The sequence below is a fragment of the Rothia sp. BD8 genome, assembly GCF_044878465.1.
In the GTDB taxonomy this organism is placed as follows: domain Bacteria; phylum Actinomycetota; class Actinomycetes; order Actinomycetales; family Micrococcaceae; genus Rothia; species Rothia kristinae.
Map to the genome: position 1 here is coordinate 224,223 of NZ_JANJES010000003.1, position 24,034 is coordinate 248,256.

The window sequence follows — 24,034 nt, forward strand, 5'->3', positions numbered from 1 at the left end:
CCTGCGCACCCGTCCTCGGGTGCGGTGCCGACCGGGCGCTGGGCTGGCGGGTCGGCGCACCGGGCGGCGGTTGCGCCCACCCCGAGCGTCGGCCGCGTCGGGCGGTCGGTCAGTCCCCACCGTACCGCGAGCCGCGCCGAGTCGGGGCCACCGGGGCCGGCATCCGGACGCGAGGACTAGGATGACCACAGCATCCCGCACCGGCAGGAAGGGGCCGCCGTCATGGCGCCGTCGCGCACGCAGCATGGGAACCAGTCCGGCCATCCGCACCGGGAGGCGGACGCCGCCAGCCTGCTGGATCGGGCCGAGGCGGCGACCCGGCGCGCCACGGACCGGGCGGAGGAGGCCGCCGTCACCGCGGCCGAGCGCTTCGCCGAGGTCCTGGAGCGCAAGCCCGCCTGGCGCGGGTGGATCCACGCGTCCTTCGCTCCCGTGGCCTTCGCGGCCGGGATCGTGCTGATCGTGCTGGCCGGCGGCGGGGCGCTGTCCCTGGCCTGCGCCGTGTTCGCGCTGACCAGCGTGATCCTGTTCGGGGTCTCCGGGATGTACCACCGGGCGTACTGGCCGGATCGGACCCGGATGGTCTTCAAGCGCCTGGACCACTCGAACATCTCCCTGATCATCGCCGGCACGTACACGCCGCTGGCCCTGACCATGCTGGACCCGCCGAAGACGCAGATCCTGCTGTGGAGCATCTGGGGCTGTGCCCTGCTGCTGGTGCTGTTCCGGGTGCTGTGGACCGGCGCCCCGCGGCTGCTCTACACACCGCTGTACGTGGTCATGGGCCTGGCCGCGGTGTTCTTCCTGGGGGACTTCTGGGCGGTGAGCCCGACGGCGACGATCCTGATCTGCTGCGGCGGGGCCTGCTACATCGTCGGAGCGGTGTTCTACGCGCTGAAGCGCCCGCACCTGGCGCCTGCGGTGTTCGGCTTCCACGAGCTGTTCCACGTGTGCACGATCCTCGGGTTCATCTGCCACTGGATCGCCATCGTCTTCTCGATCTACGCCGGCTGATCCCCGTCCGCACCCGTGCCCGGGTCCTTCTGCTCGGTCGGTCTCTCGGCGGTCTCCTCGCGCTCGCCGGTCCCGGCGGCGGCTGCGGCCCCGCCGTCGCCCGCCCGCTCCTCGGGCTGTTCGGCGCGGCGTCGGTCCTGCTCGGCGCGGGCCATCGCGTAGTCGAAGCGGTTCTTCATCCGGCGCTGGCGCCGCGTGTGGTCCAGGGCCACGAGGATCACCAGGATCACCATCACCAGGGTCGCCAGGAAGCCCACCGTGCCCGGGGAGACGTCGGCGGTGTCCAGCCCGGGCTTCAGAGAGGGACTCTGCTCGGCGGCCGCGAGCGCAGCCGTCCGGACGGGGCCCACCAGGGCGAGGACCGGTGCGCCCATCATCGACGCTCCCCCGCCGGTGCGGCGTCGAGGCCGATCCCGGCGGCCAGATCGTGCTCAGGCAGGCTCTCCGGGACGCGGCTGGCGGCCAGCACGTAGTCCTCCCACGGCCACACCTCGCGCTGGATATCCTGGGCGACGGCGAAGAAGAAGCCCTCCGGGTCCACCTGGGACTCGTGGGCGCGCAGCGCGTCGTCGCGCACCGCGAGCGTGTCGGCCACCGGGATCTGCGTGGTGGTCTCGTGGCGGGAGACCGGCGGGGCGCCCTCCGGCTCGGATTCGGCCCACTGCGCCAGCCGCTCGGCGTATGGAGAGGGCAGTCCGCGCTCCACCAGCGCCTCGTGCAGGGCCTGGAAGCGCTCGACGTTGAAGGCCCGGTCGTAGTACAGCTTCAGCGGCGTCCAGGGCTCACCGGTCCCCGGATAGCGCTCGGGGTCCCCGGCCGCGTCCCAGGCCTCCACGGCCACCCGGTGGCTCATGATGTGGTCCGGGTGCGGGTAGCCGCCGTTCTCGTCGTAGGCGAGGATCACGTGTGGGCGGAAGGAGCGCACCAGACGCACCAAGGGCGCTGCGGCCCGGGCCAGCGGCAGGGTCGCGAAGGAGTTCTGCGGCAGCGGCGGCAGCGGATCCCCCTCCGGCAGACCGGAATCCGTGAACCCCAGCCAGCGGTGCTCGACCCCCAGGATCTCCCGGGCCCGGGCCATCTCCTGCCGACGCAGCCCGGGCAGGTCCCAGTGGGACCGGGGATTGCGCTCCACGCCCGGGTTGAGGATGGACCCGCGCTCCCCGCCGGTGCAGGTGGCGACCATGACCCGGGCGCCGCGCGCGGCGTAGGCGGCCATCGTGGCCGCGCCCTTGCTGGACTCGTCGTCGGGATGCGCGTGGACGGCGAGGATCCGCAGCCCCGAATAATCCGAGGCGAGGGCGGCGTCGAGCGGGACCACGGGGCCTGCGGTCTGGGTCTTGAGCGGCTCTGGCACGGCCTGGCACACATCCTTTTCGCTAGAGTGGGGATCAGTCCATGAGCACCCGCCGGAAGCGAGCGAATTGACCTCCTCCACTCTAGACCAGCGCTACGGGAAGAAGCCCGCCCGCACCCGGCCCTCGCGGCGTGCGCTGGCCCTGCTGGCGGTGCTCGTGCTGGTGCTGGCCTCCGGTTTCGTCGCCTGGATCGCCGCCCACCGGGGCACCGCCCCGACCTACCAGGAGAAGAGCGTGCAGGTCAGCTCCCCGCTGCGCACCTCCCTGGACTTCGACCTCACCAAGCGCCCGGACGACGACGTGCGCTGCGCGGTGCAGGCCGTGAACGATCAGCGGGCCGTGGTCGGCTGGAAGGAGATCCAGGTGGGCCGCGACGCCGGGGCCACCTCGCGCCAGCACGTGGACCTGCTGACCACCGGGCGGGCCGAGACCGCCACCGTGGAATCCTGCTGGGTCGTCGACGGCGCGTGAGCGCGACGGCGTCGGCGTCGGCGTCGGCATCGGCATCGGTGTTCCGCAGAGCTTAATCGGCCGGCGGCGCGCCGCGCGCGGCTACACTGGGAGCCTGACGTCACCCGCAGCCCGACCCCGTGCGGTCCGCTGCGGGCCTGATCTGCATGACCAGACGCACGCCGTCTCGCGGCGTCGGCCCGGGGCCAGACCCCGGCACCGGCCCGCAAGCGCGCCCGGACCGTCCGGGGCCCGCGGCGGGCGTCCCGACCGAGGAGACACGATGTCCGAAGAGACCACCGAATCCGCAGCCTGGCTGACCCAGGAGGCCTACGACCGCCTCCAGGCGGAGCTGGAGGAGCGCGAGGGCCCCAAGCGCCAGGAGATCGTGGACCGCATCGAAGCCGCCCGCGAGGAGGGCGATCTGCGCGAGAACGGCGGCTACCACGCCGCCAAGGAGGAGCAGGGCAAGAACGAGGGCCGCATCCAGCAGCTGAAGTACCTCCTGGAGAACTCCGAGGTGGGCCAGAAGCCCGCCGACGACGGCGTCGTGGAGCCCGGGATGCGCGTGGAAGCGGAGATCGCGGGGAAGAAGATCACGTTCCTGCTGGGCTCCCGCGAGGTCGCCGACACCCTGGTCGGCGATGACGACCTGCAGGTCTACAGCGAGAAGTCCCCGATGGGTCAGGCCATCATGGGGCACAAGGTGGGCGACGAGCTGACCTACCAGGCCCCCAACGGCAAGGACATCCCGCTGAAGGTCCTGGCCGCCAAGCCCTACTGACCCCTTTCCCCCTACTCCACCGCAGAGCGGGAGATGCTTCCCATTCCTGGACGTGACACGTCCCGAGATGGGAAGCATCTCCCGTTCTGCGGCAGGGGGGGTGGGTCAGTTGATGACTTCGGGGCGGAAGCCCTCGGCCTGGAGGGCCTCCAGGACCTCGTGGGAGTGGTCCTTGCCCTTGGTCTCCATGTCGATGGTGATCGACACGTCCCCCATGGACAGCGCCCCGCCGACCCGGGTGTGGTCCACGCCGGTCACGTTCGCATCGCATTCGGCGATGATCCGGGAGATGTCGCGCAGCTCCCCGGGGTGATCGGTCAGCATGATGCGCACGGTCAGGAAGCGCCCCGCGGCGGACAGGCCCCGCTGGATGACCTTGAGCATCAGCATCGGGTCGATGTTGCCCCCGGAGAGCAGGCACACCGTGGTGCCGAGGTTCCCGTAGGCCTCGTTGAGGGTCCCGTTCATCAAGGCCGCGACCCCCACCGCCCCGGCCGGCTCCACCACGAGCTTGTTCCGCTCCATGAGGAAGATCAGCGCGCGGGCGAGGTCGTCCTCGGAGACCGTGACGACGTCGTCCACCAGCTCCTTGATGATGGAGAACGGCAGCTGCCCGGGCCGCCCGACCGCGATGCCGTCCGCGATGGTCGAGACCTTCTTCAGCGGCACCAGCGCATCCGCGGCCAGCGACGGCGGGTAGGCGGCCGCGTGCTCCGCCTGCACCCCGATCACCCGGATCGGGCGGCCCTGTCGGGCCGCGAGGGTCTTGGCGGCGATCGCGACCCCGGCCAGCAGCCCGCCGCCGCCGACGCCGGTGATGATCGTGTCCGCGTCCGGGACCTGCTCAAGCATCTCCAGGCCCAGGGTGCCCTGACCGGCGATGATGTCGGCGTTGTCGAAGGGGTGGATGAAGGTCTTGCCCGTCTCATCCGCATGCCGCTTGGCCTCGGCCAGCGCCTCGTCGACGGTGGTGCCGTGCAGCACCACCTGGGCCCCGTGGCCCTGGGTCGCGGCGATCTTGGGCAGGGCCGCTCCCTGCGGCATGTAGATCCTGGCCTCCAGTCCCAGCTTGGACGCGGCCAGCGCGACCCCCTGGGCGTGGTTGCCCGCCGAGGCGGCGACGACGCCGGCCGCCTTCTGCTCCGGGGTGAGCCGGACCATGCGGTTGTAGGCGCCGCGGACCTTGAAGGATCCGGAGCGCTGCAGATTCTCGGCCTTCAGGTGCACCGGGGAGCCGATGCGCCGTTCCAGGGCCCGCGAGTGGGCGATCGGCGTGGTCTCGATGATGCCGTCCAGGCGGTGGGCTGCCTCCTGGATCTGCTCGAAGGTGACGGGCAGCTGCTCCAGCGCGCTCATGCGGTCTGCTCCTCCGGGTGCGCTTCCTCGCGCAGCTTCTCCTTGGCCTTCTGCTTCAGGGACTTCTTCCTGGCCTTGGCGATCTCCCAGTCGAAGCGGAACGGCTCGGTGCGGATGGCGTCATCCTGCTCCCATTGCCTGCCGGCCAGATACCGAATCACGGTGTTGAGCACGGCGAGGGCGGGCACGGCGAACACCGCGCCCACGATGCCCAGCAGCGTGGTGCCCACGGCCACGGCCAGGACCACGGCCAGCGGGTGCAGGGAGACGGCCTTGCCCATGACCAGGGGCTGCAGCAGGTGCGATTCGATCTGCTGGACCAGCAGAACCGCGGCGAGCATCAGCACGGCGTTGATGGGCCCGTTGGCCACCAGGGCCAGCAGCACGGCGACCGCACCGGACAGCAGGGCGCCGATGATCGGGACGAACGAGCTGAGGAAGACCAGCACCGCCAGGGGGAAGGCCAGCGGAACCCGGAGGAAGAACGCGGCCAGTCCGATGCCGACGGCGTCGACGAAAGCCACGAAGACCTGGATGCGCGTGTAGGAGACCAGGGAGTGCCAGCCGCGGCGACCGGCGCCGTTGACGGCCCGGCGCGCGCTCTTCGGGGCGAGGCCGACGAGGAACAGCCAGATCCGCTCCCCCTCGAGGAGGAAGAAGATCAGCGTGAACAGGCAGATCACGAGGCCCTCGCCCACGTTGCCGGCGGTGGAGCCGAAGCTGGCGGCTCCGGCGAGGATCTGCGATGAGTTGTCCTTGATCGTCGCGGTCACGGAGCTGATCGCCTGGTCCACCTGGTCCACCGTGACGTGCAGGGGACCGTCGGCCAGCCAGTCCATGAGCTGGTGGTAGCCGGCCACCACCTGATCGGACAGGTCGGTGAACCCGGATACCAGCTGCTGGCCCACGAGGGTCAGCAGCCCCAGGACCACGACGATCAGACCGATCTCGGTGATGGCGGTGGCCCACCCGGAGCCGATGCGGTGCTTGCGCAGCCACCGCACCGCGGGGGTGAGCAGTCCGGCCAGCAGGGCGGCGACCGCCACCCCCACGAGGATCGTGGAGACGGGGCGGGACAGCCACACGATGACCCCGGCCATGATCAGCACGAACAGCAGCCGCCAGGACCAGGCGGCGGCGGTGTTCAGGGCGAAGGGGATGTGCGGATCCTGGCGACGGGAGTCCCCGGCCTGCCCGGAGGAGCGGCGGGTCCACGGCTCGGTGGGACGGTCCCCGGGCGGCGGGGTGGTGATGGGAAGCTGCGGCTCAACCGCGCCGTCCTCGGTGGTGCTCATCGGCGGGTTCTCCAAGGGTTCAGGGATGGGTGGAAGGGATCCGCACGGCACCGGGCCCCGGTGCGGAAGCCGCCGTCTCGGCGGTGCTTGCGCGCCCGGGGCCCGATGGCCGGGGGTGGGAGGGGGTCAGTCGTCGCTGCGCATGAAGTAGCTGAACAGGCGCAGGATCTCAATGTAGAGCCAGACGAGGGTCACGATCAGGCCGAAGGCCAGGCGCCAGGATTCCTTCTCCGGGACGCCCGCGCGCAGAGCCTCGTCGATGTTCTGGAAGTCCGCGATCAGGCTGATCGCGGCCATCGCCACGACGATCAGGCCCAGCGGGATGCCCAGGGGGATGCCGAAGATCTCGACGTCGCGCATCGAGGAGCCGGTGATCATCCCGAAGACGAAGTTGCCCACCAGGAACACCAGGTAGGCGATCATCCCGATGCCCAGGATCGCGACCATCCGCTGGGACAGGCGCACCCCGGCCTTGGCGTAGAGCATCAGCATCCCGATGAACACGACCACGGTGGCCAGCACCGCGTTGACGACGATCCCGCCGTACTGGGCTTCGAAGACCCCGGAGATCGCCCCGAGCAGCAGTCCCTCGGCCACGGCGTAGACCATGGTCAGCACCGGGGAGACGTTCCTCTGGAAGACCACCACGAGTCCGACGACCAGACCCACGATCCCGCCGAGGAAGCCCAGACCGGGGACGAACCAGCCCACGACCGCGCCCACGATGACCAGGCCCAGCAGGGACAGGGTCTTCGCGACGACGTCGTTGAGGGTGGCCCGCCGGGTGTCGGCCGGGGTCGCCGAGGGGGCCTGGTACATCCGGTTCAGCTGTTCGGCGTCGGCGGTCTGCGGACCGGGCTGTGCGGCGGCGGGGTTCGGCGCCGCGTACGGGGAGGGTGCCTGGGTGGTCGTCGCCCGCCCGGCGCCGTCGTAGTAGTCCAGCGGCTGGTTCGCGTAGGGGTTCTTCTGCGCCTCGGTGCTGAGACGGCTGATCAGGGGGTTGCCTCTGGCCATGGGTGTTCTCATCTCCTGAGAGTGTTCGCTCACGGTCGTCGACGGCATCGCTGGCGACGGCCGCCGCGCGGACCACAGGCTGCGCAGACGACCACGACACGTCGCGGCCCAGTCTACAAGGCGGCGGCGCCTGCGGGCAGGCCCGGGCCGGCGGGTATCGCCCACAGCGTGAGCGTGAGGCGCCCCGAGGCGACGGTCGCGGTGCCCCAGGTGGGACTCGAACCCACACTGTGCAGATTTTAAGTCAGCTGCCTCTGCCGATTGGGCTACTGGGGCGCAGGGGGCGGCCCGCCGACGCCGGGGCGCCGGGAGCCGCCCGCGCGGTGCGTCCCCTCGCGGGAGAGGACGCACCGCGCGGAGCCGAGACCGGGCTAGAGCCGGGCCTTCTTGGCCTCCGGGGCGTTGCCGGTGGCGGCCAGGAACGGCAGGCGCGGATCCCGGGCGTGGCGGATCGGGGTGGTGTCCCGGCCGAACACGGTGGACAGGATCCAGTTCGCGCCCACGCGGGCGGAGCGCTCCGCGGTGGGGATCGCGTAGCCGTGGTAGAGGCGGTGCATCAGCCAGGCCAGCGGACCCTCGAAGGAACGGCCCTTGATGTTGGCCACGCCCTTGTACGCCCCGAGCCCGGCGACCGCACCGAGGTTCTCGTGGTAGTAGTCCTCCAGCTGTCCGCCGCTGCGGGAGGCCAGCAGGTTCTTGGCCAGGCGCACGCCCTGGCGGGAGGCGTGCTGGGCGTTGGGCACGCAGAACCCGCCGACGCCGCCGCCGGTCAGGTCCGGCACCGCGGCGTTGTCCCCGGCGGCCCAGGCGCCCTCCACGGGGCCGTCGTCGCCGGTCACGCGCAGGTCGGCGCCCACGCGCACGCGCCCGCGCTCATCCAGCGGCAGGTCCGAGTTCTTCAGGAACGGCGCGGCCTGCACGCCGGCGGTCCAGATCACGGTGTCGGCCTCGACCACCCCGGCCGAGGACTTGTCGGACATGTTCACCAGCTTCAGGGTGTGCCCGTCCTCCACCTCCCCGAGGGAGGTGTTCAGCAGGACCTCGATGCCGCGGGTGCGCAGGTGCGCGACGACCGACTCGGCCCGAGCCTCCGGGACCTCCGGCATGATCCGGCCCATGGCCTCGACCAGCACGAAGCGCAGGTCGCTGGAGCGCAGCTGGGAGGTGCGCTCCACGGCGTCGCGGGCCATGTCCTCGATCTCGCCGATCGTCTCGATGCCGGCGAAGCCGCCGCCGACGACCACGAAGGTCAGGGCTCGACGTCGGGCGTCTCCGTCCTTGAGCAGGCTGGCGACCTCGATGCGCTCGAGCACCCAGTTGCGCACGTGCTCGGCCTCTTCGATGCTCTTCATGCCGATCGCGGCGTCGGCCAGGCCCGGAATCGGGAAGGCGCGGGTCACGGATCCGGCGGCGACCACGATCTGGTCGTAGGTCAGCTCGTAGGTGTCGCCCGCGTCGATGCCGCGCAGGGTCGCGGTGCGGTTGCGGTGGTCGATCTTCTCCACGTGCGCGGCGAGGATCTCGCTGTCGCGCAGGTGCTGGCGCAGCGGGACCACGGCGTGACGGGACTCGATCGAGCCGCCGGCCACCTCCGGCAGGAACGGCAGGTAGGTCATATAGGGGTTGGGATCCACGACGGTGACGACGCCGCCGGAGGCCTTGACGTCCTTCTGGATCCGGGAGGCGACGGTCAGGCCGACATAGCCGCCGCCGACCACGAGAATACGGGGGCGATCGTTCGCCAGGTGGTTGAAAGCCATGGTGAGAATGCTACTCCTTGCGCTGGAGGGGTGGGCCCATGGCGCCGCGTCGGGGATGGCCCCCGCGACGCCGGACCGGACGGTTCACCCGCCCCATCCTGCCACCGTGATGGCGCCCATGCCATCCCCCGTGCGAACTCGGGCCGCGGGGCGCGCGCCGCTCAGGAGAGCAGGGACAGGGCGATGCCGTCGAGGATGTCCTGCTCGGAGGTCACCGCGCCGCGGATCCGGCCCTCGGTCAGCTCCCCGATTCGCTGGGCGATCCGAGCCCAGATCTGCGCCCCCGCCCCGATGACGTCCTCCCGCCCGATCGGCATGTACTCCAGGTCCGAACGCTGCTCCCGGGTCATCCGCGTCAGCTCCCCGGCCGCCGCGGTGATCTCCTCGATGCCCAGCTCGGCCCCGTGCACGGCCTGGGAATCGTAGCGCCGCAGGCCCAGGGCCCGGGCGGTCACGGTGGTCACGGACCCGGCCACCCCGATCAGTCGGGTCGCGGTGTCCAGCGGGACGGTCTCCAGGGTGGCTTCCACGGCGGCGTCGACGTCCTCGACCAGGCGGCGCAGCTGGGCCTCGGTCGGCGGGTTCGAGCTGAGGTAGCGCTCGGTCAGGCGCACGGAGCCGATATCGAGGGACCGAGCGGCGATCACCCCGTCGGCCTCGCCCAGCACGAACTCCGTGGACCCGCCCCCGATGTCCACGACGAGGCTGCGGCCCTCGGCGGTCTGCGGCACGGCGGCCGCGGCCCCGGCGAAGGAGAGCCGGGCCTCCTCATCCCCGCTGATGACCTCGGGTTCGATCCCCAGCCGCTCCCGGATCCCCGCGGCGAAGGCCCGCCGGTTGCCGGCGTCGCGGCTCGCGGAGGTCGCGACCATGCGCACCCGGTCCACGTCGTGGCGGCGCAGCTGCTCGGCGTAGGCGCCGGCGGCCTCGAAGGTGCGCTGGAGGGCCTCCTCGGAGAGCCAGCCGGTCGCGTCCACCCCGGCCCCGAGGCGCACGATGCGCATCTCGCGCACGACGTCGCGCAGCCGGGGCGCGGCCCCGGGGATCCCGGGCTCGGCGTCGGCGATGAGCAGACGGATGGAGTTGGTGCCGCAGTCGATGGCGCCCACGCGCATGGTCGGGTCCTTCCCGTGGTGTCTCGGCAGGGGTGGGGCGTATCAGTCCTGGTCGCGCCAGGCGGGATCGCAGGCGCAGCGGTAAGGAGACCAGGAGGCCTCCACGGCCTCCAGGGTCTCATCCCCCAGGGGGTTGATGCCGGTCCCCACGGCCAGGGTATGTCCGAGCAGGGCGTGCAGGCACTTGACCCGCACGGGCATGCCCCCGGCGGAGACGCCCTCGATCTCGGGAACCTCCCCGGTGCCGGCCAGACGCCCGATCCGCTCCCGGCGGGCCAGGTAGTCCTCGTGGGCGGCGCGATAGGCCGCGGCCAGCCGCTCATCCCGGCCCAGCCGCTCGGTCATCTGCGCCATGACCCCGGCGGCCTCCAGCCGGGAGGCGGCCTGGGTGGCTCCGGGGTGGGTCAGGTAGAAGACGGTCGGGAACGGGCTGCCCCCGGACAGCCGCGGGGCGGTCGCGGCCACCAGCGGGTTCCCGCACACGCAGCGGGCCGGGATCTCCACGACGTCGCGCACCGGGCGGCCCAGCATCCGGGTCAGGACCCGCAGGTCCTGGGCGGTGGGCTCCAGCCTGGTCTCGTCGACGCCGACGCCGGTCGCGGGGCGCACCTCGTGCCCGACGCCGGTCGGGGCCTGCGTGGGCTCGGTATCGCGGTGCTCGGCGTCACCGGAGGTGGCGTTCGGGGTGGAGCTGGGGGAGGACGGGTCCTGGGGCGAGGGGCTCAACAGGGTCTCCTGGGGTCGGTGGGGCAAGGGGGTCAGCGGGTTCCGGCCACGGATTCCCACAGGGTGGTCCCCCAGTCGGGATGGCCCTGGGCCGCGGCCTCCGCGGAGGAGTCATCGGCCTGGGCCTGGCCCTCCTGCTGGCCGATGACCATGTACGGGGTCTGCCCCGGGTCCACGTACATCAGCCGCTCACGAGCCTGCTGGCGGACGTAGTCATCCGAGTCCCAGCGCTTCTTCTGCTCCTCCAGGTCCGCCTGCTGGGACTGCAGGTCGGCGATGTCCCGGTGCAGGGACTGGATCTCGGCCTGCTGGGCGAAGTAGCGGTGCACGGTGGGCGCCAGCGGCACCACGAGCACGGCCGCGATCAGCAGCAGCAGGAGGGTGCGCCCGGAGAAGGAGCGGGCGGCCACCGGCTCCAGGGTGGGATGGCGATCCTCCTGCTCGGACCAGTCCTCGGCGCCGACCAGCGCACCCTGGGGGTCCTCCTGCTCGACCAGCTCCACCTCGGGCGGCCGCTCGGAGTCCGCCGGTCGGGTCGGTCGAGGTGCCGTCGGGCGGGATGCGGGGGCGCTGCGGACGGGGGTCCGGGTGTAGCCGAGCCAGCGGGCCGCGCCGCGCAGCGGATTCCTCATCGTGGGACTGCCCCTCTCCCCTGTCGGCGCGGACCGGGGCCCGCGCCGGCGGTGTCCTTGCGGATCCCGGCCTCGGAAGCGGCCCGGACCCGCGCGGGTCTGCTGACCCGCCCGCCCAGTCTAGCGAAGAACGACGCCGCCCAGCGCCGTCGCCCCCTCGGGTCGCGAGGGGACGGCGAGCACCGGGCGGCGTCGTCTCTCAGCGCGCTCAGCGCGCGCGGGCGGGCTCCGCGGCTCATCGGCCGCGGGTCCGGTTCACTTCGCGGTGAAGCGAGGGAAGGCGGAGGCCCCGGCGTAGCGGGCGCCGCCGGCCAGCTCCTCCTCGATGCGCAGCAGCTGGTTGTACTTGGCCACGCGCTCGGAGCGGGCCGGGGCACCGGACTTGATCTGCCCGGCGTTGGTGGCCACCGCGATGTCCGCGATGGTCACGTCCTCGGTCTCCCCGGAGCGGTGGGAGATCATGCAGCGGTAGCCGTTGGTCTGGGCCATCTCCACGGCGTCGAAGGTCTCGGTCAGGGAGCCGATCTGGTTGACCTTGACCAGCAGGGCGTTGGCGGCGTCCATCTCGATGCCCTTGGCCAGGCGCTGCGGGTTGGTGACGAAGAAGTCATCGCCCACGATCTGCACCTTGTCACCGAGGTGCTCGGTGATGGTGCGGTAGCCCTCCCAGTCGTCCTCGTCCAGCGGGTCCTCGATGGAGACCAGCGGGTACTTGGCGACCAGCTGGTCGTAGTACGCGGACATCTCCTCGGCAGTCTTCTGCTCGCCCTCGAAGGAGTAGGTCTTGGAGTCCTTGTCGTAGAACTCGGAGGAGGCCACGTCCAGGGCCAGGGCGACGTCCTTGCCCGGGGTGAAGCCGGCCTTCTCGATGGCCTCGAGGATCAGGTCCAGGGCCTCGGCGTTGGAGTCCAGGTTGGGGGCGAAGCCGCCCTCATCGCCCAGGCCGGTGGACAGCCCGCGCTCCTTCAGCACGTTCTTCAGCGTGTGGTAGACCTCGGCGCCGTAGCGCAGGGCCTCGGAGAAGCTCGGGGCGCCGATCGGGGCGATCATGAACTCCTGGATGTCCACGTTGGAGTCGGCGTGGGAGCCGCCGTTGAGGATGTTCATCATCGGCACGGGCAGCACGTGGGCGTTGGGCCCGCCCAGGTACTTGTACAGCGGCAGCTCGGCGGACTCGGCGGCGGCGTGGGCCACGGCCAGGGAGACGCCGAGGATGGCGTTGGCGCCGAGCTTGCCCTTGTTGTCGGTGCCGTCCAGGTCCAGCATCGCCTGGTCGACGACGCGCTGATCCGCGGCATCCAGGCCGACGACGACCTCGGAGATCTCGTCCTCGACGGCCTTGACCGCATCCAGGACGCCCTTGCCGAGGTACAGGTGCTTGTCGCCGTCGCGACGCTCCACGGCCTCGAACTCGCCGGTGGAGGCACCCGAGGGCACCGCGGCGCGGCCGACGGAGCCGTCCTCCAGCAGGACCTCGACCTCGACGGTCGGGTTGCCGCGCGAGTCCAGGATCTGGCGGGCGTGCACGTCCAGGATGATAGCCATGGTGTTCTCCTTTGAATCGGGAAGGATGATGGGCTGATCAGTGCTCGGACCCCGAAGGGCCCTCTGCCACGAGTCTACCAATTCCCCACACGATCACACAGAGTTTCAGGGAAACCCAACTGGACGGCTCGGGAGGAGGCCGAACGGACCGGGGCCGACGCCGCGGCTCAGCCGACCCGGTGCACGTAGCGACGCACCGCGGCACGCAGCGCGGCCTCCGGGTCCACCCCCAGCTGCCGGGCCCGCACGACCAGTCCCAGCAGGGCCTCGCCCAGGGCCTCCTCGGTCCCCGCCGCCCCGGCGTCGGGCCCGGGCGGATCCGCGACCGGCGGGAGATCCAGGCCCGCCTTCGCGGCCCGGCCCAGGATCTTCTCCGCCCGGGCCAGGGCGGGCAGGCTCGGCGGGATGCCGTCGAAGGGCCCGGTGCGCTCGGGCTTCTCCCGCCGCTTGAGCTCCTCCCACGCGGCCCCGCGCTCCTGGGCGGTCGGAGCGGCGTCGGCCGGAGGCAGATCCTCCGAGGCCTGGGCGGCGTCCCCGGCGAACACGTGGGGGTGGCGCCGGATCATCTTGGCATTCAGCCCCGCTACCACGTCCGCGGCGTCGAAGGCCTCCTCCGGGCTCTCCTGGGCGATCCGGGCGTGGAAGACCACCTGCAGCAGCACATCCCCGAGCTCCTCGCGCAGCAGCGCGGCATCCACCCCGGGCCGCTGCGGGGACTCGATGGCCTCGATGACCTCGTGGGTCTCCTCCAGGAGGTACTTCACGAGGCTCGCGTGGGTCTGGGCGGCATCCCACGGGCATCCCCGCTCCGAGCGCAGCCGCCGCATGATCCGCACCAGATCCGCGAAGGCCCGTTCCGCCCGCGGCGCGACGGGTTCCTCCGCGGCGCCGCCGGGGGCAGTCTCAGTCTCGGGCGCGGCGGGCGGCAGGACGGCGTAGGCCTCCCGGATCCGCTCGGCCAGCTGCTCCCGCTGCCCGGCGGGCAGGAAGGCGTGGCGGGCGCCGGTCAGGGCCAGCTCCCGGAACTCCTCCCGGCCCCAGCCGTGGTGGTGGGTCAGCAGCTGCTGCTCCCGGGCCATCCAGGTGCCGCTCATCAGCCGGTTGTCCGGGGAGAGCAGCACGTCGAAGCCCAGCGCGCGCAGCAGCGCGACCGGGTGCTCCCCCGGGGTGCGCGCCGGTGCCGGATCGTCGCGCCCGACGTCGTCCACCCGCGGGGCCGCCCCGGTCTGCAGATTCGAGCAGGGGCACACCTCCAGGCCGATCCCGGCGTCCCGGATCCCCGCGGCCAGCTCCCCCAGGACGAGCCCGGAGGCCGGATCGGCCGGGTCCGCGAGAGCCTGCGGGTCCCGGGTGACGTCCGCGAGCAGGCGCACCCCGTGACCCAGGCGCCGGGCCCGGCCGTGGACGACGGCCGAGCGGATGGACTCCGGCCCCGCGGCCTCCCCGGCGTGCAGGGTGACCGGCAGCAGGTGCTCGGCGCAGCGCTGCAGGGCCTCTCGGTGATCCGACGGCGGGTGGCCGGCCTCCGGCCCGGCCAGGTCGAAGCCGACCACGCCGTGCTCGCGGTGGGCCAGGGCCAGGTCCGCGACCCGCTCGGCGCCGTCCAGCTGGCGCATCGCGCACAGCAGCTGGCGCACCCGGATCCACTCGCCCCGAGCGGCCGCCTCCCGTTCGCCGGCGGCCAGGCCGCGAGCCACGGCCAGCACGGCCTCATCCGGGTCCAGTCCGGCCCGGGTGTGCTGCTGCGGGGCCCAGCGGACCTCGGCGTAGAGCACCCCGTCCGCGGCGGCGTCGAGCACGTACTCGCGGGCCACCCGCTCCAGCGCCTCGGCCGACTGCAGCACCGCGACGGTGTGCTCGAAGGTCTCGAGGTAGCGCTCCAGGGACCCCGAATCCGCCGCCTCCCGGAACCACCGGCCCAGGGATTCCGGGTCGGACGCGGGCAGCTCGTGCCCGATCCGCGCGGCCAGCTGAAGGACGGTGCCCGGTCGCAGGGCGCCGTCGAGGTGGTCGTGCAGACACACCGACGGCCACGGGGGCGGCGCGCTGGCCGCCCCCGTGGCCGTCGGCTGGTGGCTCACAGGCTCCACTGCGTGAGGGCCTCGTTCATGTGCTCGGGGATGTTGGACCCGGTGCGCGGGTACATCCGCAGCTCCTCCACGTACTGCTGGGCCGGCAGCCGGTCCCGGTACTGGACGTAGCGCTCCTCGTCCGCGTAGTCGAAGGAGACCTCCGGGGGGATGCCCGGGGTGAAGCGGAACATCATCGCGATCGGGGAGCCCTGGCCCTCCTGGTAGGAGTCCTCCTTCAGGGCCAGCACCTGCAGGGCCTCCTCCGGAACCAGCTGGAAGGTGCTGCGCTGATCCCACAGGCCGTTGCCGCGCACGTGCGTCAGGGCGTCGTAGTAGGAGCCGAGGGCGCGCACCCGGATCAGCACGGTGGAGACGTCCCGGGCCGTGCCCTGCGGGCCGAACAGCGCCTGCTGGGCGTCGGTGAGGCGGGAGACCACCTGCGCCTCGGTGAGCACCAGGTTGCCGGGGGCCAGGCGGGTGTCCGAGGGCTTGGCCGGGGCCTGGGCGGGGGCGTGGTAGGAGGGGGCGACGTCGGCGTGCTCGGCCACCGACGGCGCGGACTCCGGCAGCGCGTCCTCGACGCGGTGCTCGCGCCCGGTCTGGTGCTCCTCATCCCAGGTGCTGTCCGGGACGACGGCGGGCACCGGCTGCTCGGCCCCGGCCTCACCCGCTCCGGTGGACCCGGTCTGCTCGGGGACCTCCCGGGCCTCCTGCGGGTCCCCGGCGGCGGCGTGCTCGGCGGAGGCGGACGCGGCGGCCTCGGGGGCCGCAGAGCCATCGGACACGGAAGCGGGGGTCTGGGCGGACCCGGACACGGCGGACTCGGCGGCGTCGGTGCGCGGCGTCTCGGCGTCCGCGCCGTCGCGGGACTCCTGCGCGGCCGGCACACCCAGCACCTCGGCCTTCTCCGCGGGCCGATCCTCGGCACCCGACGCGACGGTCTCGGATGCACCGGCGGCTGAGTCGGACCCTGCGGCGACCGCGGCGGACCCGGCCCCGGCGGAGGACGACGTGGAGGACGGCTCGGCCGCCGCATCGGCGTCCGCGGCGGTGCCCGCCCCGGAGCCCTCGCCGGCCGACTGCTGCGCGACGGTCTGCACGTAGGCGGAGCGATCCTGGCGCTCCGAGCCCGGGTAGGTGTACTCGACCTCCACCGGCCGCTGGCCGTCGCGGGTGGTGCCGACCATGATCTCCGCGCGCCGCCACGGCCCGCGCGGGCCGGACTGGGCCGCGGTGTACAGGGAGGCGACGGCGTCGAACCAGGTGGACTCGGTGTCCACGGTGGTCTTGCGCTCGGGCTTCTCGCTGGGATCCATGGTGGCCGTCATCTCGTTGCCGTGCTGGTCCAGGCGCAGGGTGCGCACCCCGTAGCGGTCCATCAGGCACAGCAGCTCGGGCAGTCCCCCGCCGGCGGGCACCTCCTCCCGGGGGCTCAGCGCCCGGATGCCGCCGGACTCGGGGCGCGGCTCGGACCCGGTGGCGGGAGCGGCACCCGCCCCGCCGTCGGCAGGGCGCTGCCGGGGCTGCTTCGGCTCGGGTTCGGCACTGCCACGGAACAGTTTGAAGGCCACAACACACCTGCACTTCCACGCCTGACGGCGTTGATCGACCACCCCGCTCACGGCCACGGGCGGGGCTCACGTCCTCGGTCTTCTATTCTGCCGAAATCCTATCGAGGATCACGCGCCGTTCGACACCGGCGGAATCCGCCGCCCGTGCTTCCTGGGTGATCTCCCAGGAACCTTCCAGGACCTGTTCGGCTCGGGTGAAGCGCTCCGGATCCTCCGTGCGCAGGCTCATCAGCGCCTGACCCGCCCGCACCCGCTCCCCCGGCTTGGCGTGCAGCAGGATCCCTGCCCCGGCCTGCACCGCGTCCTCCTTCCGGGCCCGTCCGGCCCCCAGCCGCCAGGAGGCCGTGCCCACGGCCAGGGCGTCCAGCCGGGTCAGCACGCCGTCGGTCGGCGCGGTGATGACGTGCTCGTGGCGGGCCACGGGCAGCGCGGCGTCAGGGTCCCCGCCCTGGTCCCGGATCATCCGGCGCCACACGTCCATCGCCCGCCCGTCGGCCAGCGCCTCGGCCGGGTCCTCCTGCATCCCGGAGGCCGCGAGCATCTCCCGGGCCAGCGCCACGGTCAGCTCGACGACGTCGTCCGGCCCGCCCCCGGCCAGCACCTGCACCGCCTCCTCGACCTCCACTGCGTTGCCCACCGCCCGGCCCAGCGGCACGGACATCTCGGTGAGCAAGGCCGTGGTGCGCACCCCGGCCTGCTCCCCCAGCCCCACGAGGGTGCGAGCCAGCTCCCGGGCCCGCTCCGGAGTCTTCATGAACGCCCCGGTGCCCACCTTCACGTCCAGGACCAGGGAGTCCGTGCCCTCGGCGATCTTCTTGGACATGATCGAGGAGGCGATCAGCGGGATCGACTCGACCGTGCCGGTCACGTCCCGCAGGGCGTAGAGCTTGCGATCCGCCGGGGCCAGATCCGCCCCGGCCGCGCACACCACCGCCCCGGTGGAGCCGAGGATCTCCAGGAGCCGCTCGGGCCCCACCTGCGCCCGCCACCCGGGGATCGACTCGAGCTTGTCCAGGGTGCCGCCGGTGTGCCCCAGCCCCCGTCCGGACAGCTGCGGGACCGCGATCCCGTAGACGGCCACCAGCGGCGCCAGCGGCAGCGTGATCTTATCCCCCACCCCGCCGGTGGAGTGCTTGTCCGCCGTGGCGATCTTCCCGTCGGGGTTGCCCGGCGAGCGCAGGATCGGGGAGAAGTCCAGGCGGCGCCCGGAGGCGATCATCGCCGCGGTCCACGCGGACAGCTCCTGCGGGTCCAGACCGTTCAGGTACACCGCCATCGCCAGGGCGGCCATCTGCTCCTCGGCCACCGCCCCTCGGGTGTAGGCGTCGATGACCCAGTCGATCTGCTCGGTGCTCAGCCGGCCGGCGTCGCGCTTGGCGCGGATGACGTCGACGGCGTCGAAGGGCTCGGACATGATGGGACCTCTCCTCTGGCGGGTGCGGACGGGACCGTCAGGACCCGAGGTTTCCGGGCCCGAAGGCCTGGGGCAGAACCTCGGCCATGGGCAGCTCGCCCTGCGGGGTGAGCACCACCAGGCCCGGTGCGGCGTGTTCGGACAGCAGCTGGCGGCAGCGCCCGCACGGCATGATCGGGGTGCCGGTGCGGTCCACGCAGGCGAAGCGGACGAGCCGGCCCCCGCCGGTGCGGAACAGCTCGGAGACCAGGGAGCACTCCGCGCACAGCGTGACCCCGTACGCGGCGTTCTCGATGTTCGCCCCGGTCACCAGCCGCCCGTCCTCGGTGCGGGCCGCGGCCCCCACGGGGAACCCGGAGTAGGGGCAGTACGCCCGCTCCAGGCAGTCGCGCGCCGCGGCGAGCAGCTCCGGCCAGGCCGGGTCGTCGCCGACACAAGCCCCCACCTCGGTGCCCGCAACGGCGTCCTGCCCCACCCGGCCCGGTTGCTCGGAATCGGCCATGCTCACTCCTTGACGTAGGGCTGCCCGGAGGCGGCAGGACCCCGGGTGCGCCCCACCAGCCCCGTGACCGCGGCAACGGTGACCACGTACGGCAGCATGGCCAGGAACTGGCTGGGCACCGTGGTGCCCAGCAGGGAGAGCACCGACTGCAGGTTGGTCGCGAAGCCGAACAGCAGGGCCGCGCACAGCGCCCCGCCGGGACGCCACCGGCCGAAGATCAGCGCGGCCAGGGCGATGTACCCCTGCCCTGCGGTCATGTCCTTGTTGAACGCGGAGACCGAGACCAGCGTGAAGAAGGCCCCGCCCATCCCGGCCACGGCCCCGGCCAGCAGCACGTTGCCGAAGCGCAGCCGGTTCACGTTCACCCCCAGGGTGTCCGCGGCCTGCGGGTGCTCCCCCACGGCCCGGGTGCGCAGCCCCCACCGGGTGCGGTTCAGCCCGTACCAGATGAGGGCGACGACGCCGAACATCACGTACACCAGCAGCGACTGGTCGAACAGCACGGGCCCAATCACCGGGATGCGCGAGAGCCCGGGCACGGACCAGTCCGGCAGGTGCTCCGGGGAGTTCAGGGTCGTGGCCTGGCGGGAGAGCACCGTGGAGTACAGGAAGCCGGTCAGCCCGGAGACCAGCACGTTGACGACCACGCCGACGATGACCTGGTTGACGAGGTACCGGATGGAGAACACGGCGAGGATCAGGGAGACCAGCATCGCCCCGATCATGGCCGCCGCCAGCCCCGCCCAGGCCGAGTGCGTCACGGTCCCGACGACGGCCGCGGCGAAGGCGCCGAACAGCAGCTGGCCCTCGATCGCGATGTTGACCACGCCGCTGCGCTCGCACAGCAGACCGGACATGGACCCGAAGATCAGGGGCACGGACAGGGCCAGGGAGCCGGCCAGCAGACCCGGCAGGGACAGCGAGTGCGCGTCCGCGTGAGACACCGCCCAGACCAGCATGGCCACGACGAACGCGGCCCAGAACAGGGTCGAGGCCCACACCGGCGGGTTGGCTCCGCGCGCCCCGCGCATCAGGGCCCAGACGGCCAGGAGAAGCATGAGGGCGGACAGCACCCAGCCGGTGGCCACCGCCGGCAGGTCGATGTCGGCCAGGCGCACGGCGTCGTGCTTCTCCGCGAGGCGGAAGGTGACCGTGGCCGGGGCCGGGTCGATGCCGATCAGCAGGAGGCTGAGCAGGGACAGGACCGCGAAGGTCGCGCCCAGGCGCCAGCGGCGGATCACCGGCAGGGCGAGGCCGGGGCGGGTCGTGGGGGTCGCTGCGACGCTCATCGGGTCGCTCCTTCCGCGGCGGCGGGACGGGCGGCCTTCGCCCGGCGGGGGCGGGCCGGGTCCGGCAGCCGGAAGATCGCGCGCACCAGCGGCGGGGCCGCGATGAACAGCACGATCAGGGACTGCACCACCAGGACGATGTTGATGTTGGTGCCGGTGTTGGTCTGCATGGCCACACCGCCTGCGCGGAAGCCGCCGTAGAGCAGACCGGCCCAGAAGGTGCCCCACGGGGTGGAGCGGCCCAGCAGGGCCACGGTGATCGCGTCGAAGCCGAAGGAGGCGGCCACGTCCCCGGTGAGCACCTTCTCCGTGCCGGCCACCTGGGTGGCCCCGGCCAGCCCGGCCAGGCCCCCGGAGAGCAGCATGACGACGACGTATCCGGCGCTGACGCTGATCCCGGCGGTGCGCGCGGCCTTCGGGTTGGCCCCGACGGCGCGCAGGCGGAACCCGATCGTGGAGCGATCGATCAGCCAGGACACGAACAGCACCGCGAGGATCGCCAGGACGAAGCCCCAGTGCAGCCGGAAGGAGTCCCCGAACAGCCGGGGGAACAGGGCCGAGTCCGGCAGCTGCGGGGAGATCGGGTTGGTGGAGCCCTCCCGCTGGAAGGCCGGGGTGGTCAGCAGGTACAGCACCAGGTTCAACGCGATGTAGTTGAACATGATGCACAGGATGACCTCGTGCGCCCCGGTGCGGGCCTTGAGCAGGCCCACCAGCCCGCCCCACAGGGCACCGCCGAGCGCACCGCCCAGGATCACCAGCAGCAGGTGCACCCCGGCGGGCAGGTCCCAGGAGAAGCCGATCCACCCGGCGAGGATCGCGCCGAGGATGATCTGTCCCTGCGCGCCGATGTTGAACAGCCCGGCCCGGAAGGACAGGGCCACGCCGAGACCGGCGAGGATCAGCGGGGTCGCGATGGTCAGGGTCTCGGTCAGCGGGAAGATCTTGTCCGCGAAGTCCGCTCCGTGCGGGTTGAACACCGCGCCCTCGAACAGGGCGATGTAGGCGTCGCTGGCGGCCCGCCAGGCGGCCTCGAAGGTGTCCGAGGGCCGGGCGAAGAAGTAGTTCATCCGGGTCAGCGTGCGCTGGTCGGTGAAGATGATGAGCAGTCCGCCGACGATCAGCGACAGCACCAGGGCCGCCGCGGAGAGCACCAGAGGCGAGGAGGTCAGGCGGTAGGCCAGGGTGGGCCGTGGTTCGGGGGCGGGAGCGTCGGCCCAGGGCAGGGTGATCGGCTTCGGCCGCTCCTCGGGCTCCAGCCCGCCGGGTCCCGCTCCGGCGGGGGCGGTGGTGCCGGCGGCCGGGTCGAGACCGCTCATGCGCGCTCTCCTTCCGTGATCGATGCGAGGTCGTGCTCGCGGGTGTCCTGCTCGACGAGGCGCCGGGCCTCCTCGGCGTCGGCCCCGGCCATCATCTGGCCGAGGACCTCCCGCGGGATGTCCGGGTCCACCACGCCCATGAGCCGTCCGCCGTGGAAGACGGCGATCCGGTCCGCGAGCGCGTAGACCTCGTCCAGCTCGGTGGAGACGATGACCACCGGGGTCCCGGCGTCGCGCTCGGCGACGATGCGGCGGTGGATGAACTCGATCGAGCCGACGTCCACGCCGCGGGTGGGCTGGGAGGCGACGAACAGGCGCAGCGGGCGGGCCAGCTCCCGGGCCAGGACCACCTTCTGCTGGTTGCCCCCGGACAGGGTCGTGACGGGATCGGCCACGGAGTGCAGGCGGATGTCGAACTCCGCGGTCCGCTGCTCGGCCTGGGCGCGGATGGCCCGGCGGCGCAGCCAGGGCCCGCGGGAGAAGCGGGGGGTGTCGTACTGGTTCAGGACCAGGTTCTCCTCGATGCTGAAGGAGCCGACCAGGCCCTCGCGGCCGCGGTCCTCGGGCACGAACCCGATGCCGTCGCGGATGATCCGCTTCGGGCGCCGGCCCAGCAGCTGGCGTCCGTCCAGCTCCACGGAGCCGGTGGCCTGGGGGCGCAGCCCCAGGAGGGTCTCGGCGAACTCGGTCTGGCCGTTGCCCTGCACACCGGCGATCGCGAGGATCTCCCCGCCGCGCACCTCCAGGTCGATCCCGTCCAGCAGGGCCACGCCGGTCTCGGAGCGCAGGGACAGCTCGCGCACCCGCAGCAGGCGCTCGTTGGTGCTGGCCGACTCCTTGTCCACGGTCAGGGACACCTCGTGCCCGACCATCATCGCGGCCAGCTCCGTGCTGGAGGCGGTGGGCTCGACGGTGCCCACGACCTTCCCGCGCCGGATCACGGTGATCTCGTCGGAGACCTGCCGGACCTCGCGCAGCTTGTGGGAGATGAACAGCAGGGACTTCCCGTCCGCGCGCAGCTGCGCCATGATGCCCAGCAGCTCGTCCGTCTCCGCGGGGGTCAGCACCGCGGTGGGCTCATCGAGGATCAGCAGCTCGGCCTCGCGCACGAGGGCCTTGATGATCTCCACCCGCTGCTGCACGCCCACCGGCAGGTCCTCCACGACGGCGTCCGGGTCCACCGCGAAGCCGTAGCGCTGGGAGATCTCGCGGATGCGGCGTCGGGTGGTCTCCAGGTCCAGGGCGGGCCCGCGGGTGGCCTCCGAGCCGAGGGCCACGTTCTCCGCGACCGTGAACACGGGCACCAGCATGAAGTGCTGGTGGACCATGCCGATCCCGACGCGCATCGCGTCTCCGGGGCCGTCGAAGGCGACCTCGCGCCCGTCCACCAGGATCTGCCCGGCGGTGGGGGCCTGCAGGCCGTAGATGATGTTCATCAGCGTGGATTTGCCCGCCCCGTTCTCCCCGAGGAGGCAGTGGACGGTGCCGGGATCCACGGTGAGGTCCACGGCGTCGTTGGCGGTGAATGCGCCGAAGCGCTTGGTGATCCCGCGCAGTTCGAGTCTCATGTGCGTGCGGCCTTCGGGTCTGTGTCAGTTCTTGGTCTGGGGGCTGGCCGCGGAGTCCGCGTCCACGGTGCCGTCGATGATCTGCTGCTTGAGCTCGTCCAGCTCGTCCTGCAGCTGCTGCGGGACCTGGGAGGCCTGGTCGTGGAATGGGGCCAGGCCCACGCCGTCGTTCTCGAGGGTGCCCACGTACGGGGTGTCGGTGAACTTCCCGTCCATGTCGTCCACGAAGGCGTTCTCCACGGCCGCGCCCATCTTCTTGATCACGGAGGTGAGCACGTACTCCTGACCGGAGGCCAGGGTCTCGTAGCCGTCCGAGTCCACCCAGATGATCCGCGCCGGAGCCTCGGGTTCATCCGCGTTGTATCCGGTGACCGCGTCCACCGCGCCGTTGCCGACGGGCCCGGCCACGGGCATCACGATGTCGGCGCCCTCGTTGAGGAAGTTCTGCGCGGTGGTCTTGCCCTTGCCGGTGTCCTCGAAGTCCCCGGTGAAGCTGCCGGTCTGCTTCTGGGCGTCCCAGCCCAGCAGCTTCACGTCCGTGTGGTGGACCTGGTTGTAGTGGGCCACCCCCTGGGCGAAGCCGTCCATGAAGATCGTGACGGTCGGGATCTCCATGCCGCCGAAGGTCGCGACCTTGCCGGTCTTGGTGGTGCCCGCGGCGAGATATCCGGCGAGGTAGGCGGCCTGGGAGGTGTTGTAGATGATGGGGCGGACGTTGGGCAGCTGGATCGAGTCGTCGTCGACGATCGCGAAGTGCCGGTCCGGGTGGGCTTCAGCGGCGGCTTTGGTCTGGTCGGCGATGTTGAAGCCGATCGTCACGGTCAGGTTGCACCCGCCCTGCAGCATCGAGTTGATGTTGGGCTCGAAGTCGGTGACGGCCTGGGATTCGGCGGCCTTGGTCTTGATGCCGTAGTCGTCCTTGGTCTTCATCACCCCTTCGTAGGAGTTCTGGTTGAAGGAGCGGTCATCGAAGCCGCCGGAGTCGGAGACGATGCAGCCGGTGTAGTCCGCGTGGTCGCTGGCGATGTCCGAGTCCTCCGGCGGGGCGGGGGCGCAGCCGGCCAGCAGCAGGGCGGCCGTGCCCAGCAGCGCGGCGGCGCGCACGGGGCGGGTGCGCGGGGCTGTGCGGGGCCAGGCGGGGACGACGGGCATGGGAGACGGCCTTTCGGACGGTCGCGGCCGGATCGGCCGCCTGCTGCGCGAGGACACCGAGGCGACACCGGGCACAGCCGGACGTGACGTGGGGTACGGGT

General features: G+C 72.2%; 21 protein-coding genes and 1 tRNA gene. 3 read left to right on the forward strand and 19 right to left on the reverse strand.

Annotation, left to right across the window (positions count from 1 at the left end):
• Positions 1–222: 222 nt before the first annotated feature.
• Positions 223–1,014 carry a hemolysin III family protein gene (locus NQ707_RS03995; protein WP_081046138.1) on the forward strand — a complete coding sequence of 264 codons (792 nt, stop codon included), beginning with the start codon at positions 223–225 and terminating at the stop codon, positions 1,012–1,014.
• On the opposite strand, the gene NQ707_RS04000 is transcribed toward NQ707_RS03995, so the two are convergent.
• Positions 1,002–1,391 carry a hypothetical protein gene (locus NQ707_RS04000; protein WP_058743460.1) on the reverse strand — a complete coding sequence of 130 codons (390 nt, stop codon included), beginning with the start codon at positions 1,389–1,391 and terminating at the stop codon, positions 1,002–1,004. The two genes, NQ707_RS03995 and NQ707_RS04000, sit on opposite strands and share 13 nt — an antisense overlap.
• A complete protein-coding gene (gene mca / locus NQ707_RS04005) occupies positions 1,388–2,332 on the reverse strand; it encodes a mycothiol conjugate amidase Mca (protein WP_058730220.1) in 945 nt (314 codons plus the stop codon). Before mca ends, NQ707_RS04000 begins: the two co-directional genes overlap by 4 nt.
• A gap of 103 nt (positions 2,333–2,435) precedes the next feature.
• Between mca and NQ707_RS04010 the strand changes: the two genes are divergently transcribed.
• Both NQ707_RS04010 and greA read left to right on the forward strand, forming a co-directional pair.
• Positions 2,436–2,840, forward strand: a complete 405-nt coding sequence (locus NQ707_RS04010; protein ID WP_055684307.1) for a DUF4307 domain-containing protein — start codon at positions 2,436–2,438, stop codon at positions 2,838–2,840.
• Between the two features lie 262 nt (positions 2,841–3,102).
• Complete coding sequence (greA, locus tag NQ707_RS04015) at positions 3,103–3,603, forward strand: transcription elongation factor GreA (RefSeq protein ID WP_055684306.1); 501 nt, start codon at positions 3,103–3,105, stop codon at positions 3,601–3,603.
• 105 nt (positions 3,604–3,708) lie between these two features.
• Here the strand turns inward: greA and ilvA are convergent, their stop codons facing one another.
• The 17 genes from ilvA to NQ707_RS04100 form a co-directional block, all read right to left on the reverse strand.
• Positions 3,709–4,959 (reverse strand): threonine ammonia-lyase, encoded by a 1,251-nt coding sequence (gene ilvA / locus NQ707_RS04020; RefSeq protein ID WP_055684305.1) that lies wholly within the window; start codon positions 4,957–4,959, stop codon positions 3,709–3,711.
• On the reverse strand, positions 4,956–6,254 hold the full coding sequence (locus tag NQ707_RS04025) for an AI-2E family transporter (RefSeq protein ID WP_058730215.1): 1,299 nt from the start codon (positions 6,252–6,254) through the stop codon (positions 4,956–4,958). The genes ilvA and NQ707_RS04025 overlap by 4 nt, the downstream gene beginning before the upstream one ends.
• 126 nt (positions 6,255–6,380) lie before the next feature.
• A complete protein-coding gene (locus tag NQ707_RS04030) occupies positions 6,381–7,268 on the reverse strand; it encodes a Bax inhibitor-1/YccA family protein (RefSeq protein WP_404434908.1) in 888 nt (295 codons plus the stop codon).
• A 202-nt stretch (positions 7,269–7,470) separates the two neighbouring features.
• Positions 7,471–7,544 (reverse strand) — tRNA-Leu (locus NQ707_RS04035).
• 95 nt (positions 7,545–7,639) lie between these two features.
• The gene (locus tag NQ707_RS04040) at positions 7,640–9,028 is read right to left on the reverse strand and encodes an NAD(P)/FAD-dependent oxidoreductase (RefSeq protein ID WP_404434910.1); all 1,389 of its coding nucleotides are present in this window, start codon (positions 9,026–9,028) and stop codon (positions 7,640–7,642) included.
• Between the two features lie 161 nt (positions 9,029–9,189).
• A complete protein-coding gene (locus tag NQ707_RS04045) occupies positions 9,190–10,143 on the reverse strand; it encodes an exopolyphosphatase (RefSeq protein WP_404434912.1) in 954 nt (317 codons plus the stop codon).
• 42 nt (positions 10,144–10,185) lie between these two features.
• Complete coding sequence (locus tag NQ707_RS04050; RefSeq protein ID WP_404434914.1) at positions 10,186–10,869, reverse strand: DUF501 domain-containing protein; 684 nt, start codon at positions 10,867–10,869, stop codon at positions 10,186–10,188.
• 32 nt (positions 10,870–10,901) lie between these two features.
• Complete coding sequence (locus NQ707_RS04055; RefSeq protein WP_058750856.1) at positions 10,902–11,501, reverse strand: septum formation initiator family protein; 600 nt, start codon at positions 11,499–11,501, stop codon at positions 10,902–10,904.
• Positions 11,502–11,756: 255 nt separating this feature from the next.
• Entirely contained in the window at positions 11,757–13,046 is a 1,290-nt protein-coding gene (gene eno, locus NQ707_RS04060) for a phosphopyruvate hydratase (RefSeq protein WP_058731788.1), read from the reverse strand.
• A 167-nt stretch (positions 13,047–13,213) separates the two neighbouring features.
• Positions 13,214–15,127, reverse strand: coding sequence for an adenosine deaminase (locus NQ707_RS04065; protein WP_081046410.1), 1,914 nt, complete (start codon positions 15,125–15,127; stop codon positions 13,214–13,216).
• Positions 15,124–16,689 carry a hypothetical protein gene (locus NQ707_RS04070; protein WP_058753853.1) on the reverse strand — a complete coding sequence of 522 codons (1,566 nt, stop codon included), beginning with the start codon at positions 16,687–16,689 and terminating at the stop codon, positions 15,124–15,126. The genes NQ707_RS04065 and NQ707_RS04070 overlap by 4 nt, the downstream gene beginning before the upstream one ends.
• Positions 16,690–16,771: 82 nt before the next feature.
• Entirely contained in the window at positions 16,772–18,103 is a 1,332-nt protein-coding gene (locus NQ707_RS04075; RefSeq protein ID WP_055684298.1) for a thymidine phosphorylase, read from the reverse strand.
• 37 nt (positions 18,104–18,140) lie between these two features.
• Positions 18,141–18,605, reverse strand: a complete 465-nt coding sequence (locus NQ707_RS04080; RefSeq protein WP_081046382.1) for a cytidine deaminase — start codon at positions 18,603–18,605, stop codon at positions 18,141–18,143.
• A gap of 2 nt (positions 18,606–18,607) precedes the next feature.
• Positions 18,608–19,894 carry an ABC transporter permease gene (locus NQ707_RS04085; RefSeq protein WP_055684297.1) on the reverse strand — a complete coding sequence of 429 codons (1,287 nt, stop codon included), beginning with the start codon at positions 19,892–19,894 and terminating at the stop codon, positions 18,608–18,610.
• Positions 19,891–21,213, reverse strand: coding sequence for an ABC transporter permease (locus NQ707_RS04090; RefSeq protein ID WP_404434918.1), 1,323 nt, complete (start codon positions 21,211–21,213; stop codon positions 19,891–19,893). The genes NQ707_RS04085 and NQ707_RS04090 overlap by 4 nt, the downstream gene beginning before the upstream one ends.
• Positions 21,210–22,781 carry an ABC transporter ATP-binding protein gene (locus NQ707_RS04095; protein ID WP_058731810.1) on the reverse strand — a complete coding sequence of 524 codons (1,572 nt, stop codon included), beginning with the start codon at positions 22,779–22,781 and terminating at the stop codon, positions 21,210–21,212. Before NQ707_RS04095 ends, NQ707_RS04090 begins: the two co-directional genes overlap by 4 nt.
• A gap of 24 nt (positions 22,782–22,805) precedes the next feature.
• Positions 22,806–23,933 (reverse strand): BMP family protein, encoded by a 1,128-nt coding sequence (locus NQ707_RS04100; protein WP_058743587.1) that lies wholly within the window; start codon positions 23,931–23,933, stop codon positions 22,806–22,808.
• Positions 23,934–24,034: the final 101 nt, after the last annotated feature.